The following is a 13,914-nucleotide window of genomic DNA, read 5'->3' on the forward strand; positions in this document are numbered from 1 at the left end:
TTGGCGGGTTAGCTTTTCCCAACACGTCAGCAGGCGATCGCCGCGGACGGAGACAGGACCGCACCCTCCTCCCCCGCCCAGCGATCGCCTGCTGAGGTGACCACCGTCTCGGGGTCACCGTCCGCCATGCGACCCTGTTGCCTCTTCTCAGATCATCCGCCGTTTGTTAGCAGTGCGCCGAAAGAGCGTCGCGTGCCCACGCGCGCGCACGGCATCCCTGCCGCAACCGGACGAGACAGATGCAAAAGACCCCAGCCGAATGCACTGATATGGCCGATGTACGCGCCGAGATCGATCGGCTCGATCAGGCGCTGATGGCGCTTTTCGCCGAGCGCTGGGGCTATATTGACAGGGCGGCGGAGATCAAACGGCCACTGAAACTGAAGGCCGATATCCCGTCACGGGTGATGGAAGTGCGTGAGAATGCCCGCAAGAATGCCGAGCGTCGGAATCTCGACCCGGATTTCTACGAAGAGATCTGGGCGCGGCTGATCAACCACGCGATCGCGCACGAGCAGAAGATATTGGGCGAGACGGACGGTGACGATCAAGCGCGCTGATCGAACACCTCACGCCAATCGGATCTGCGGACGCTCCAGATCGTAGCTGTTCATGCGCGCGAGATGCTCTTCCCAGGCGAATGCACTCTGGACGATCTCGTCAAGGCTTGCATGGGTTGGCGCCCAATCCAGCTTCAGCCGCGCCAGCGACGGATCGGCGACGATGCGGGCGATATCGCCCGGTCGCCGCGGCCCATGCTCGACCGTGATGTCACGGCCGGACAGGCGCCTGATGGTGTCGATGACCTGCAAAACCGAAAAACCCTCGCCATAGCCGCAATTGCTGACCAATGGCTCCCCGCCGGCCCTGAGATAGGCAAGTGCACGCATATGGGCTTCGACCAGATCCGTGACATGGATGTAATCGCGCACACCTGTCCCATCCGGTGTCGGATAGTCGGTTCCGTAGATATCGATCTTCGGCCTTTTGCCGAGGGCGGCCTCGCAGGCGACCTTGATCAGATGCGTCGCCCCCGTCGTCGACTGGCCGGTTCGGCCCTTTGGGTCGGCACCGGCAACATTGAAATAGCGCAGCGCCACATAACGGAATGTATGCGCCGCCGCTGCATCCCGCAGCATCAACTCGGCCATCAGCTTCGACAGTCCGTAAGGACTTTCCGGGTGGGGTGTCGCCGTCTCGCGCACCGGGTCTTCACCGTCCTGGCTACCGTAGACGGCGGCCGTCGACGAAAAGACGAAATGGCCGATACCCGCCTTTACGCCCGCCTCGATCAGCGTGCAGGTATTGGCAGTGTTGTTTTGGTAGTAGGCCAGTGGATGGGCAACGGATTCCGGCACGATCGCAGAGCCTGCAAAATGCACGATCGCGTCAATCGCGTGTTCGTCAAAGATCCGCGCCAGCAAAGCCTTGTCGCCAACGTCACCGCGATAGAAGCGCGCCTCTGATGGCACGGCCCAGCGAAAGCCGGTGGACAGCCGATCGAGCACAACCACATCCTCGTCGGCGTCTAGCAACGTCCACGTCATGTGGCTGCCGATATAGCCGGCGCCGCCCGTTACCAACACGGCCATCTGCTGCTTCCCGTTCCCTGCAATGTCACGGACAGAAAACCCCATCGATGCTTTCGGAATAGGTAAAGGCGACACGTCCGCACGGTCGCGTAACCACAATTCTTTGGTGTAGAGTTAAGAAAGGGTCACATCGGGAACCCGCGGGCGGCCACGCCCACGGGTCGAGGCAAAGACGGGGGCTCAGCGGCCGAGAATGTAATTCTGCAGGCGGCTTGCCGCTTCGGCGACCTGCACCGGATCACGCAGGAAGCAGGCGCGCATGAACAGCGAACCGCCATCGCCGAAGGCTGTTCCCGGCGCAAGGCCGACGCCCGTCTTGTCGACGATATCGATGGCGGCAGCGCGCGAATCCGTGACGCCGTCGATCTTGAGAAACGTGTAGATCGCGCCATCGGGCTTCAGCGTTTCAACCCGATTGGTGGCAATCAGCGCGTCGCAAAGCAAGTCACGGCTCTGTGCCGCCTTGGCAATGTTGGCGTCGACGAAAGCATCGCCCTCGTCCAGCGCCACGACGGCGCCGCGCTGCATGAACTGCGCCACGCCCGAAGTTGCGTATTGCACCAGATTTTCGAGCACCTGGCCGATTGCCGGCGGCGCCACGATCCAGCCGACGCGCCAGCCGGTCATCGACCAGTTCTTGGAGAAGGAGTTGACGAAGATGATGCGCTCGTCATCCTCCATCACGTCGAGGAAGGACGGCGCCCGGCCACCGGCGTAATGATAAAGCGCATAGATCTCGTCGGCGACGATCCAGAGGCCATGCTTGCGCGCCAGCCCAAGGATGGCGCGGAGATCGTCATGGCTCGCGGTCCAGCCGGTCGGGTTCGACGGCGTGTTGATGAACAGGGCCTTGGTCTTCGGGCCTATCGCCGCTTCGAGCCGCTCGAGGTCGAGCTGCCACATGCCGTTTTCGAAACGGAGCTGCACCGGGACCGGCTTGACGCCCGACAGTTCGGCCGCAGCGGCAAAGTTCGGCCAGGCCGGGGTCAGAAGCACCATTTCATCGCCCGGCGAGGTGATCGCCTCGATCGCAAGCTTGATCGCCTGCATGCCCGAACCGGTGACATAGAAATGGTCCGCTGACAGGTCCTTCTGGAAGCGGCGCTGATAGTAGCGCGACAGCGCCTCGCGCAGCTGCGGGATGCCACGCTGCCAGGTGTAGAAGGTCTCACCGGCGAGCAGCGCTTCGCTGGCCGCCTCGGAAATGAAAGCTGGCGTCGAAAGATCGCCTTCACCCACCCAGAGCGGGATCAGACCGTCGCGCCCACGGGCATAATTCACGACCTCGACGATGCCGCTTTCCGGCGCTGCGAGTGCACGGGGGCTGATGGTGGTCATGATGGTCATCGACGGGCTCCTGGATCACGATGCCTTCAGGTCGGATCGACCCACGACCTCGGTGATTGGTTCTTATGAATGAGAGCGGGATACGGGCGGAAAACCGCTCACGCATATCCTCATCCCGGTCCTCAATTGCCCGTCGCTTCTAACCACTTTCGCCAAAACGATCACGCGACTTTATCTGACCGATTTATTGATTTCTGTGATGGGTCCGCGGGCTCGGGTCGATGCCGGAGCCCGCGAAGAGAAGAAACTCAGGCGCGCTGCTTCAACAGGTCACGAATTTCCGACAGCAGCAGAACGTCTTGCGGAGGCGGTGCGGCCGGCGCGGCTTGCTTCTGCTTTTCGAGCGACGCGCGCATGCGGTTCACGGCCTTGATCATCAGGAAGATGATCCAGGCGAGGATCAGGAAGTTGATGAGGACGGTGATGAAGTTGCCATAGGCAAACACGGCACCTTGCTGACGGGCAGCAGCCAGAGACGTCGCCGTCACATTGGCCGAGAGCGGCAGGAAGTAGTTGGAAAAATCGAAACCGCCGCCGGTCAACGCACCGACGATGGGCATCACCAGGTCTTCGACGATCGAGGTGACGATCTTGCTGAAGGCAGCGCCGATGATCACACCGACCGCGAGATCCATGACGTTCCCGCGGGCAATAAACTCTTTGAACTCATTCAGCATACGTCTCTCCGTATATCCCCGTTGAAGGCGACCGCCGGCGCTGTCCCGCGCTGCAACCGTTCACGAAATCTAAACCAAAGCGGCCAGCGAAGAAACCTTTCTTTGCCTTTGATCAAATCGCGTGCAAGCGAGTTCTGCGGTAGCGGGCCGCACGCGGCAGAAGACTGCAGGCGGCCACGTTTTTTCCAGTCTCGCCTTGGACTTAAGACTGATGCCGGAGGCAATTCTCAACCTCCCGGACTTGGCCTATGCTTACGCCCGGAGGAATGAGGCATGCTCTCGGGTTCGGTCATCTTCGCCTCGGCTTTCGCCTATCTGCTGCTGCTTTTCGCAGTCGCAAGTTACGGCGACAGGCGGGCCAGGAGAAAAAGTACTGCGGTCAAAGGCAGGCCGCTGGTCTATGCGCTGAGCCTTGCGATCTATTGCACGTCCTGGACCTATTTCGGCGGTATCGGCCTTGCGGCCGAGCGCGGCCTCGAATTCACCGGCATCTACATCGGCCCGATCCTGATGTTCACGCTCGGCATGCCGCTTATCCGCAAGATCATCCGGCTGGCCAAGACCGAAAAACTGACGTCGGTCGCCGACTTCATCGCCGCCCGCCACGGCAAAAACCCGGCGGTGGCGGCGATCGTCGCGCTGATCTCGCTGGTCGGCGCCGTGCCCTATATCGCTCTGCAGCTGAAGGCGATCTCAAGCTCGGTCGCAGCCATGATCAACACCAGCGATTACGGCATCGGCGCCGGGCAAAGCTTCGTCGACCTACCTCTGCTCGTCACCCTGTTCCTCGCCTGCTTCGCCATCGTCTTCGGCACCCGGCACACGGACGCAACCGAACATCAGGACGGCCTGATCCTGGCGATCGCGATGGAATCGGTGGTCAAGCTGGTGGCGCTCGTTACCGCCGGCCTCTACATCGTCTTCGTGATCTTCGACGGACCGATGCATCTGTGGACGCTCGCCCAGCAAAGCCCGGCCGTCGAACAGGCGCTGCACTATGAAACCCCGATCGCGCGCTGGATCCTCTTAATCGTCACCTCGGCCTTCGCGATCATCATGCTGCCGCGGCAGTTTCACGTCACCGTCGTCGAGAACCGCACCGAAGGCGAGTTGCGCACCGCCGGCATCCTCTTTCCGCTCTATCTCGTCGCCATCAACCTCTTCGTCCTGCCGATCGCCATTGCCGGCATCCTGACGTTCTCGGGGTCCGGCGACGCCGACCTCTATCTCTTGACGCTGCCGCTTGCCAACGGCCTGCCACTGTTGACGCTCATCACGTTCATCGGCGGTTTTTCCGCCGCGACGGCGATGGTCATCGTTGCCTCGGTGGCGCTGTCGATCATGATCTCCAACGATATCGTCATGCCGGTGTTCCTGCGCCGCAACCTCGGCCAGCGCGGCGGGATGCAGGAAAACCTCGCAGGCACGCTGCTCAACATCCGCCGCACCGCGATCTTCGTCGTGCTTTTGCTCGGTTATGCCTATTATCGTTCGGCCGATATCAGCGCCGGCCTCGCCTCCCTCGGCCTCCTCTCCTTCGTCGCGATCTCGCAGATGGCGCCGTCGCTGCTCGGCGGTCTCGTCTGGCGGCAGGCCAATGCCCGCGGCGCGATCTGCGGCATGGTCTCGGGCTTCTTCGTCTGGGCCTATCTCCTGTTCCTGCCGAGCCTCGGCGGGCCAGACAATTCGCATGTCGCGACGACAGTGCTGAGTTTCCTGCTGCCGTTCACGGACGTCTTCTCCGGACCGGATGCCGACCCCTTGGTCAACGCGACCGCCCTCAGCCTGCTCGTCAACCTGTCCATGTATGTGCTTGCGTCGCTGACGCGCGCGCCGAAGCCCCTCGAACGGTTCCAGGCGGGGGTCTTCATCACACGGCGTTCGCGCAGCGAAAGGGCATTTCGCGGCCGCAAGACGAAAGTCACCGTTCGCGACCTCAAGGCGACGATCGCCCGTTACATGGGCGACGAGCGCATGCAGCGTTCGTTCCACACCTATGAGCGCCAGTCCGGGCGCTGGCTCGACGACAATGCGCCGGCCGACATGGCACTGGTGCATTTTTCCGAACAGCTGCTCGGCAGCGCCATCGGTTCGTCCTCGGCCCGCCTCGTCTTTTCGCTGGTGCTGCAACGGGTCGATGACACCTCGTCGGATACGGCCTGGCTGCTCGACCAGGCAAGCGAAGCGCTGCAGTACAACCAGGATATGCTGCAGACCGCGCTTTCGCAGATGGACCAAGGCATCGCCGTCTTCGACAATGCCAACAACCTGATCATCTGGAACAGGCGCTTCCGCCAGCTGCTCGACCTGCCGGAGGCCGCCGGCCAGGTCGGCTTTCCGCTTGCCGACATCGTCGCGATCCTCACCAAGCGCGGCGATATCCGCAAGGAGGACGAGAAGCGGCTGATCGCCAACTTCCTGACGCTCGACAAGCCGTTCCTGCTGGAGCTCGGCAACGGCCAGCAGATCATCGAAGTGCGCACCAACGCCATGCCCGACAAGGGCATCGTCACGACCTATACCGACATCACCCAGCGGGTCGCCGCCGACATGGCGCTGAAACAGGCGAACGAGACGCTGGAGCTGCGCGTCGCCGAGCGCACGGGTGAACTGACCCGGGTGAACCACGAGTTGGCAGAGGCACGCGCTGCCGCCGAAGAGGCCAATATCGGCAAGACGCGGTTCTTTGCCGCCGCTGGCCACGACATCCTGCAGCCGCTCAATGCCGCCCGGCTCTACTCGTCCTCGCTGGTCGAGCGGTTGGGGGAATCCGACAACAGCACGCTCGTCGAAAACATCGATTCATCGCTTGAATCGGTGGAGGCCATTCTCGGCGCCGTGCTCGATATTTCCCGGCTCGATACCGGCGCGATGAAGGCGCGCCTGCAATCGGTGCCGCTCAACGATCTCTTGCGCCGCGTCGAGACGGATTTCGCCCCGATGGCGCGGGCGAAAGATCTCGAGCTGGTGGTGATGCCGACCTCCTTGGTGGTGCGCACCGACCCGAACCTGCTCAGGCGCGTCGTCCAGAACCTGGTCTCGAACGCGGTCAAATACACGCTTCGGGGCAAGGTGCTTGTCGGCGTGCGCCGGCGCGGCAAGATGGCGACGATCGAAGTGTTGGATTCCGGCATCGGCATCCCGTCGTCGAAGTTCCGCACGGTCTTCAAGGAATTCGCACGGCTCGACGAAGGCGCGCGCACTGCGTCCGGCCTTGGCCTCGGACTTTCCATCGTCGACCGGATCTCGCGCGTGCTCAACCACCCCGTCAGCCTGCAATCGAAGCCCGGCAAGGGCACCGGCTTCAAGGTGACGGTGCCGCTCGATCCGACCGCTGGGGAACGGGTCACCGTCGGGCCCGTGCCGACGACGAAGGCCAGCGAGGCGCTCAACGGGCTGCGCGTGCTCTGCATCGACAACGAGCCGCGCATCATCGAAGGCATGCGGGTGTTGCTGTCGGGTTGGGGCTGTATCGTCACGACGGCGGAATCGCTGGTCGCCTGCACGCAAATGTCGGCGTCCGCGCAGGAGCGTCCGCATGCCATCATTGCCGACTACCATCTCGACGACGGCACCGGGATCGAGGCGATTGCGCGGATCCGGGCACTGTTTAGCGAAAACATCCCGGCCTTGCTGGTGACGGCCGACCGGTCGCCGGAAGTGCGCGGTTCTGCGGAACGTGACGGCGTCGGCTTGCAGAACAAGCCGGTGCGCCCTGCCGCCATGCGGGCGTGGCTGACCCAGCTTTCAACGGCAGCGAAGGCGGCAGCGGAATAGACGCTGATCCGGCGACTTCAGGCCGCGGCGACCGTGCCGATCTTCGAAAGCTGGATGACGGCCTGGGTGCGGCTGTCGACGTTGAGCTTCAACAGGATCGCCGAGACATGCGCCTTGATGGTCGCCTCGGACACACCGAGTTCATAGGCGATCTGCTTGTTGAGCAGGCCCTCGCCGAGCATGCTGAGAACGCGCGATTGCTGCGGTGTCAATGTCTGCAGCCGCTGCAGGAGGTCGGCGACCTCGGGCTCGTATTCCTGCCCCTGCGTATAGCCGGCCGGCACGAAGACTTCGCCGGCCATGACTTTCTCGATACCATCGCGGATTTCCTCGATGCCCGCCGATTTCGACAGGAAGCCGGAGGCGCCGAGATCGAGCGCCCGGTGGATCGTCGCGGGATCGTCATGGGCGGACACCACCATGACCGGCAGGCTTGGAAATTCGGCGCGAAGGGCGATCAGGCCCGACAGTCCGCTGACACCGGGCATGGTCAGGTCGAGCAGCATCAGGTCGGCATCGGGGCAATCGGCGGCGGCCTTGCGGGCGGCGGCGAAATCGCCGGCCTCAACGATGGCGGGCGCGCCGGCCATGCCGCTCAATGCCTGCCGCATGGCGCCGCGAAACAGCGGGTGATCGTCTGCGATGATGATGGTCATGTCCGGCGTCATGTCGCTCCCTCCCAAGAGCTTCGGCGACAGCCCGCGTCCCCACGCCGGTTGTCGCCGCACGGTCCGTCCGACCCGTCAGGTCTTCTGCGGCGACGCTCCGTCGCTGCTGCCCTCAAGATCCTTCACGATATCCATGAACTTGCGCATCATTCTTTCCATGATGCCCATTGTCCGGTCAATCTCTTCGTCGGTCGGAAGGTCCGGTTTTGCGACAGCTCCACCGGATTCGACAACCTTTTCGAGCGCCTCCACCCGCTTGGTCAAGAGATCGATCTCCAGCTCGAAGGCCGTGCGCTCGTCGGCGGCCATGCGGCAGACAAGCTGACCGTCCCGTTCCAGGCAGAGCGAGACCTCGCCGGTCTGGGTGTCGAGCCGGGCAATGCCGGTCTCCGATTTCTGCATGGCGTAGCGACCCGGCGCCGGCTCCTGGGCGCGTGCGCCACCGGCAAGGCCGAGGCTACCGCCGATAAGCATGACTGCAATTGCTCTTCTCATGATTTGCTCTCCGTTGCGGACATGCGGGCGGAAAACCGCCGGTGAACCGCCTTCTGCAATGGACAATCGCCGATATTTGCGGCAAGGCCACGACAGGATATCACGACGGACAAGCGGGCATCATGAGCTCAATCATATACAAGATCGTTCCGGCCGCACTATGGCAGGAAGCCAGGCGCACCGGCCGCTTCGATGGCGCCCCCATCGACCTTACCGACGGCTACATCCATTTTTCGACCGGCGAGCAGGTCGTCACGACTGCCGCTCTCTACTTCGAGGGCCAGGAAGGTCTGCTGCTGGTCGCGGTCGATGGCGATGCGCTCGGCGAAGAGTTGGTCTATGAGACCTCGCGCGGCGGTGCCCTTTTCCCGCATCTCTACGCACCGCTGTTCCTGTCCGCCGTCCTGTGGGAAAAGCCGCTTCCGCTCGGCGCCGACGGCCGTCACGTCTTCCCGGAACTCGACGCATGATCAATCCCTTTGCCAATCTTGCCCGCCGCGGCCTCTTTCTCTTCGATCCGGAAGCCGCCCACGGCCTGTCGATCAAGGCGCTGAAAACAGGCCTCGTGCCGAGCTGCCCGACCGGGCAGGACAAGCGGCTGGCCCAGACCGTTGCCGGCCTCGCCTTCCCCAATCCGCTCGGCATGGCCGCCGGCTACGACAAGAACGCCGAAGTGCCGGAAGCGCTGTTGAAGATCGGCTTCGGCTTCACCGAAATCGGCACGGTGACGCCGCGCCCGCAATCGGGCAACGACAAGCCGCGCATCTTCCGTCTGGTCGAGGACGAAGCGGTGATCAATCGCCTCGGTTTCAACAATGAGGGCCATGGCGCAGCACTCGCGCGGCTGAAGGCCTGCTCGCGCGATGCGCTGATCGGCGTCAACATCGGCGCCAACAAGGACAGCGCCGACCGCATCGGCGACTATGTCAGCGGCATCCACACGTTCTACTCCGTCGCCAAGTATTTCACGGCCAACATCTCCTCGCCGAACACGCCCGGCCTGCGTGACCTGCAGGCGCGCGAAAGCCTGTCCGCGCTGCTGTCGGCCGTTCTTGCCGCACGCGACGAGGAAGCCGCGCGCAGCCAGAGAAATGTGCCGGTGTTCCTCAAGATCGCTCCCGATCTGACCGAGGAGGGCATGGACGACATCGCCGCCGAAGTTCTGGCGCACAAGCTCGACGGCCTGATCGTCTCGAACACGACGCTTTCGCGCGACGGTCTCAAGGACCAGCGGCAGGCGGGCGAAAGCGGCGGCCTTTCCGGCAAGCCGCTGTTCGAGAAATCGACGGCCGTGCTTGCCCGCATGCGCAAGCGCGTCGGCCCTGACCTGCCGATCATCGGCGTCGGCGGCGTCAGCTCGGCAGAAACGGCTGCGGAGAAAATCCGCGCCGGGGCCGATCTGGTGCAGCTCTATTCCTGCATGGTCTACGAAGGGCCGGCGCTGCCCGGTCGTATCGTGCGCGGGCTTTCCGATCTCTGCGATCGCGAAGACCTGACATCGATCCGCGATCTGCGCGACAGCCGGCTCGACTACTGGGCCGAGCGGAAGGTCTGACCGGCCTTTGCCGGAATTCTGGCGAGCAGGAACAGGCCGCGCATCAACAGGAACAGGTTGAGCCCCGCCCATAGGCCGTGATTGCCGAAGGCGGGCACGAGGATCGCCAAGGCTCCGAGATATCCCACAAGGGCCGCCAGCATCATGTTGCGCATCTCGCGCGACCAGGTGGCGCCGATGAAGACCCCATCCATCAGGAAGGCGAGCGCACCAGTTATCGCCGTCAGCGCCGCCCAGGGCAGATACGCGTAGGCGACCGCGCGAACGTCGGGTGCCGTCGTCAGGAGATCGACAAGCCCGTGGCCAAGAAACAGGAGCGCTGTCGTCGTCAGGGCGGCGAGGCCGAGCGACCAGGTCATCGTCAGCTTCAGCGCCCGATCGAAGGCAGGGCGGTAATGGGCGCCGATCGAACGGCCGATCAGTTGCTCGGCCGCATTGGCAAGGCCATCGAGATAGTAGCCGGCGACGAGAAAAACGGTCATCAACACCGCGTTCGCAGCCAGAGTTACCGGGCCGAAAGCTGTGCCGATACGTGTCATCAGCGCGAAGGCCGCAACCAACACAAACGAGCGGATCATGATGTCGCGGTTGAGCCCGAACAGCGGCCGGAGCCGCTCGCGGTCGAAGATCATCGCCCAACTCGGCGCGTCCTTCCTGTCGAAACGACTATAGACGATAGCAAAGCCGGCCAGGGCGCCGATGACCTCGCCGGTCACGGTTGCGATCGCGACACCCACGACCCCCCAGCCCAAAACCAGCCCGAGCAGGATCGACAGCACGATGTTGACCCCGTTGATCAGCGCCTGCAGCAACAGCCCGGTCGTGCCTTGGCCGCGCCCGAGCACAAAGCCGAGGATGGCATAGTTGGCGAGTGCCGCCGGGGCCGAGAGCATGCGACAAAGGAAATAAGTCCGCGTCACAGCCCCCACTTCTGCCGGTGGGTCCATCAGCCAGAGACCACCGGCAAGCAAAAGCGGAGACAGGACGACGACCGCAACACCGGCCGTAAGCCCAATGACCAGCGAGCGCCAGAACACGGCCTGCTGTTCGCGCCGGTCACCCCGGCCATAGGCCTGTGCAACGAGGCCGGTGGTGGCGGCCCGCAGGAAATTGAAGGTGGTGAAGATCAGATCGAAGATTATCGCCCCGACCGCAAGCCCGGCCAGCAACGTCGCCTGGCCCATGCGGCCGACCACCGCCGTATCGACGAGGCCGAGCAACGGCGTGGTGAGAAAACCCAGCGTCATCGGCAGGGCGATCGCCAGGATCAGGCGGTGCGTGACCTCGAAGGGACCGGCGGGATCGTTCGGTGAGGCGGGAGAAACTGCGGTCATCGAACGGTCCCAGAGGAATGAGTGCGTGACGACCGTTTTAGGGAAAGATCATAGGCGCGCGCAAGGTGTCACGGGCGGTCGCCGCAATTAACAACCCTGCGACGGCGCAATAGCCCCTCACCCTAGCTCGCTCCCCGCCTGTGCCGAGAGGGGACGCATACGGGCGACAGATGTCGAATGTCTCGCATGTTTGCAGGCAGGATCTGAGTTACCGGCAAGCCTGTGGGAAAACGCAACGCCCCGATGGAAGGCAAAAGGGCAGAGCTTCGTCCCTTCTCCCCGCCCGCGGGGAGGGATGAGGGGCCGACGTCAATGTGGGTGCGATCAGCTCGACAGCACCATGGCCCAATAGGGACGGTTGCCCGACGCGGCGTTTTGCACCACGGCAACGCCGAGGCCGCGATAGTTGCCGAGCATGTTTTCCAGGTGCTTCGGCGACCGGTACCAGGCGTCATAGGCGCGCGCGGCGTCGTCCTGGCCGACGGCGATGTTTTCGGCAGCCGGCAAGGTGACGCCGTCGCTTTTCATCCGGTTGTAGAAACTGTCGTTCCAGCCGATCAGATGCTGCATCTTGCCGACCTTGGCCATCCGGGCGGCCTGGTTCATGGCTGCGACCGAAGCGGCCCTGTCGGCCACCAGCGGCGAGAGGCCCTTGCTCTTGCGCAACGCATTGACATAGCCGAGGCTCGCCGCAGTCTGGTCGCTGCCAGTACCTGTTTCCGGCGTCAGTATGTTGGATGTGGTGCAGCCGGCAAGCACGGCCAGCGAAAGCACGCCGCCGGCACGCAGAAGAGCGCGCCGCTCGATGACGAAAACCTGGTCCTTCATGCTCACCGCCGGTAGCTCATGACACGCAGGATGATAAAGGCCGGAATGACGATCGCAGCGCCCAGGAGCAGATAGTCGCCGACCCGACCGAGAGCCGAGAAGCCCGTATGCCAGAGGTCGAGCAGGAAGTTGCGGATGCCGAAATAGATATCGGCGGGGTACCAGCCGAAAACGGTCATGACGAAGCCGACGAGGATCGACACCACGACGAGCTTGACGAGGACGCGCAGCGGCGAATCCCCCAAAAATCTGTTCACTCCGTCCGACATCGGCGAAATACTCCTGTTTCCCTTCACATAAGCTGCCATTCGCACCCTCGCAAGTCACCGGAAAAGGCGGGCCTATACCAACCTGCGCTGATATTGACCTATTGCGCCGGAGCGATTTTGGTTTCCGGCAAGGAGACAACCGCACCCGGACCAAGTGGTCCGGTGAGGATTGTCGACGCTATCAGGAGGCCAAAAGCGCCCGGCCCTTCGGGTGGGCCGTCTGTCGGCCACCTGCCGCGTCGCAATCCTCGACCGATGCCAAGGCATCGCTCTGCGGTATGCTCCTTGCCGGATGACCGCAGACGGTCCCACGCAAGAGGTCAATATCAGCGCAGGTTGGTATTATGCTCGGCTTTCAGATTCCGCTTGTGTTTTGCCCTGCCCGGCGTCAGAAGCGCTGATCGCAACCGATATCTCACATTGATGACGCTCAACCAGCTCTCCTCCGGCGACCTGATCGCCGACCGCCGCGCCGACTACGCAAAAATGCTTGCCGAGGCCGGCGAGCCCGAGAGTGCGGCCGATCTCATGGTCCAGGCGCTCGAGCGCGTACCCGATTGGGCTGCCGGCTGGTTCCGGCTGGCGGACTATGAGGAAAAATCGGGCCGGAAAGAGGCGGCGATCGATGCGCTGCGCAAAACCCTGTCCCTCAACCCGAAAGACATTTTTGGCGCCGGGCTGAAACTGGCGCTTCTCGGCGCGACCGAGATGCCGGAACAGCCGCCAAGCCTCTATGTCGAGCGGCTGTTCGACGACTACGCCGACCGCTTCGACCATGCGCTGGTCGAGAAGCTCGATTACACCGTGCCGGACAAGCTCGCAGCCCTGATCGAAAGATCGACGGCGGGCGCGCATTTCGAGCATGTCGTCGACCTCGGTTGCGGCACGGGCCTGTTCGGCGAGCGCATCCGCGGGCGCGCTGCATTTCTCGAAGGTTTCGACATCTCCGCCAACATGTTGCTGAAGGCCGAGGCGAAAGCCGTTTATGACCGGCTGGCGCGGGCCGACCTGTCGTTACCGCCTGAACAATCCGGTGTCTTCGGCAATTTCGCTGCCGCTCGCGCCGATCTCGTCAGTGCGGCCGACGTGCTGATGTATCTCGGCGGTCTCGATGGCGTCGCCGGGATCGTCGGCGAACTGCTTTCCAGCCAGGGCCTGTTTGCCTTCTCGGTGGAGGATGCCGGTGCGGCGGATGGCTTCGTCCTGCGCCCGTCGCTACGCTACGCCCACAGCGAGACCTATATCCGCGACCTTCTCGCTTTACACGGCCTGGACATGGTGGCAGTGGAGCGGACCGTCATCCGCATGGATGCAGGCCAGCCGATCACCGGCATCCTGTTTCTCGCCCGCAAGCCTGCATAAAAATGCAGGG

General features: G+C 63.2%; 13 protein-coding genes. 5 read left to right on the forward strand and 8 right to left on the reverse strand.

Features of this window, described 5'->3' with window-relative positions; all coding sequences use genetic code 11:
- Positions 1-239 precede the first annotated feature (239 nt).
- Positions 240-560 carry a chorismate mutase family protein gene (locus BLJAPNOD_RS00315; protein WP_115418532.1) on the forward strand — a complete coding sequence of 107 codons (321 nt, stop codon included), beginning with the start codon at positions 240-242 and terminating at the stop codon, positions 558-560.
- A 9-nt stretch (positions 561-569) separates the two neighbouring features.
- On the opposite strand, the gene galE is transcribed toward BLJAPNOD_RS00315, so the two are convergent.
- The 3 genes from galE to mscL all read right to left on the reverse strand — a co-directional run bounded on the left by galE (position 570) and on the right by mscL (position 3,616).
- On the reverse strand, positions 570-1,592 hold the full coding sequence (galE, locus tag BLJAPNOD_RS00320) for a UDP-glucose 4-epimerase GalE (RefSeq protein ID WP_115418533.1): 1,023 nt from the start codon (positions 1,590-1,592) through the stop codon (positions 570-572).
- Positions 1,593-1,772: 180 nt separating this feature from the next.
- Positions 1,773-2,939 (reverse strand): pyridoxal phosphate-dependent aminotransferase, encoded by a 1,167-nt coding sequence (locus BLJAPNOD_RS00325; protein ID WP_077502855.1) that lies wholly within the window; start codon positions 2,937-2,939, stop codon positions 1,773-1,775.
- A 248-nt stretch (positions 2,940-3,187) separates the two neighbouring features.
- Positions 3,188-3,616, reverse strand: a complete 429-nt coding sequence (gene mscL / locus BLJAPNOD_RS00330; protein WP_115418534.1) for a large conductance mechanosensitive channel protein MscL — start codon at positions 3,614-3,616, stop codon at positions 3,188-3,190.
- A gap of 273 nt (positions 3,617-3,889) precedes the next feature.
- Between mscL and BLJAPNOD_RS00335 the strand changes: the two genes are divergently transcribed.
- Positions 3,890-7,393: a PAS domain-containing hybrid sensor histidine kinase/response regulator gene (locus BLJAPNOD_RS00335; protein ID WP_115418535.1), complete on the forward strand. Its 3,504-nt coding sequence runs from the start codon at positions 3,890-3,892 to the stop codon at positions 7,391-7,393.
- A gap of 17 nt (positions 7,394-7,410) precedes the next feature.
- On the opposite strand, the gene BLJAPNOD_RS00340 is transcribed toward BLJAPNOD_RS00335, so the two are convergent.
- Positions 7,411-8,061, reverse strand: a complete 651-nt coding sequence (locus tag BLJAPNOD_RS00340) for a response regulator transcription factor (protein ID WP_077502858.1) — start codon at positions 8,059-8,061, stop codon at positions 7,411-7,413.
- Between the two features lie 75 nt (positions 8,062-8,136).
- A complete protein-coding gene (locus tag BLJAPNOD_RS00345) occupies positions 8,137-8,556 on the reverse strand; it encodes a hypothetical protein (protein ID WP_115418536.1) in 420 nt (139 codons plus the stop codon).
- Between the two features lie 122 nt (positions 8,557-8,678).
- On the opposite strand from BLJAPNOD_RS00345, the gene BLJAPNOD_RS00350 reads away from it, so the two are divergent.
- Together BLJAPNOD_RS00350 and BLJAPNOD_RS00355 are read left to right on the forward strand one after the other, a co-directional pair.
- A complete protein-coding gene (locus tag BLJAPNOD_RS00350) occupies positions 8,679-9,026 on the forward strand; it encodes a DUF952 domain-containing protein (RefSeq protein ID WP_115421065.1) in 348 nt (115 codons plus the stop codon).
- The gene (locus tag BLJAPNOD_RS00355; RefSeq protein ID WP_115418537.1) at positions 9,023-10,111 is read left to right on the forward strand and encodes a quinone-dependent dihydroorotate dehydrogenase; all 1,089 of its coding nucleotides are present in this window, start codon (positions 9,023-9,025) and stop codon (positions 10,109-10,111) included. The genes BLJAPNOD_RS00350 and BLJAPNOD_RS00355 overlap by 4 nt, the downstream gene beginning before the upstream one ends.
- On the opposite strand, the gene BLJAPNOD_RS00360 is transcribed toward BLJAPNOD_RS00355, so the two are convergent.
- From BLJAPNOD_RS00360 to BLJAPNOD_RS00370, 3 genes are all read right to left on the reverse strand, one after another.
- The gene (locus BLJAPNOD_RS00360; protein WP_115418538.1) at positions 10,087-11,445 is read right to left on the reverse strand and encodes an MATE family efflux transporter; all 1,359 of its coding nucleotides are present in this window, start codon (positions 11,443-11,445) and stop codon (positions 10,087-10,089) included. The genes BLJAPNOD_RS00355 and BLJAPNOD_RS00360 overlap by 25 nt on opposite strands.
- A gap of 324 nt (positions 11,446-11,769) precedes the next feature.
- Positions 11,770-12,273 carry a CAP domain-containing protein gene (locus BLJAPNOD_RS00365; RefSeq protein WP_077502862.1) on the reverse strand — a complete coding sequence of 168 codons (504 nt, stop codon included), beginning with the start codon at positions 12,271-12,273 and terminating at the stop codon, positions 11,770-11,772.
- Positions 12,274-12,275: 2 nt separating this feature from the next.
- The gene (locus tag BLJAPNOD_RS00370; RefSeq protein WP_077502863.1) at positions 12,276-12,542 is read right to left on the reverse strand and encodes a DUF6460 domain-containing protein; all 267 of its coding nucleotides are present in this window, start codon (positions 12,540-12,542) and stop codon (positions 12,276-12,278) included.
- 423 nt (positions 12,543-12,965) lie between these two features.
- Between BLJAPNOD_RS00370 and BLJAPNOD_RS00375 the strand changes: the two genes are divergently transcribed.
- Positions 12,966-13,904 (forward strand): methyltransferase, encoded by a 939-nt coding sequence (locus tag BLJAPNOD_RS00375; RefSeq protein WP_115418539.1) that lies wholly within the window; start codon positions 12,966-12,968, stop codon positions 13,902-13,904.
- Positions 13,905-13,914: the final 10 nt, after the last annotated feature.

Origin of the sequence: Ensifer sp. M14 (assembly GCF_003355565.1) — a bacterium.
Taxonomy (GTDB): Bacteria; Pseudomonadota; Alphaproteobacteria; order Rhizobiales; family Rhizobiaceae; genus Ensifer.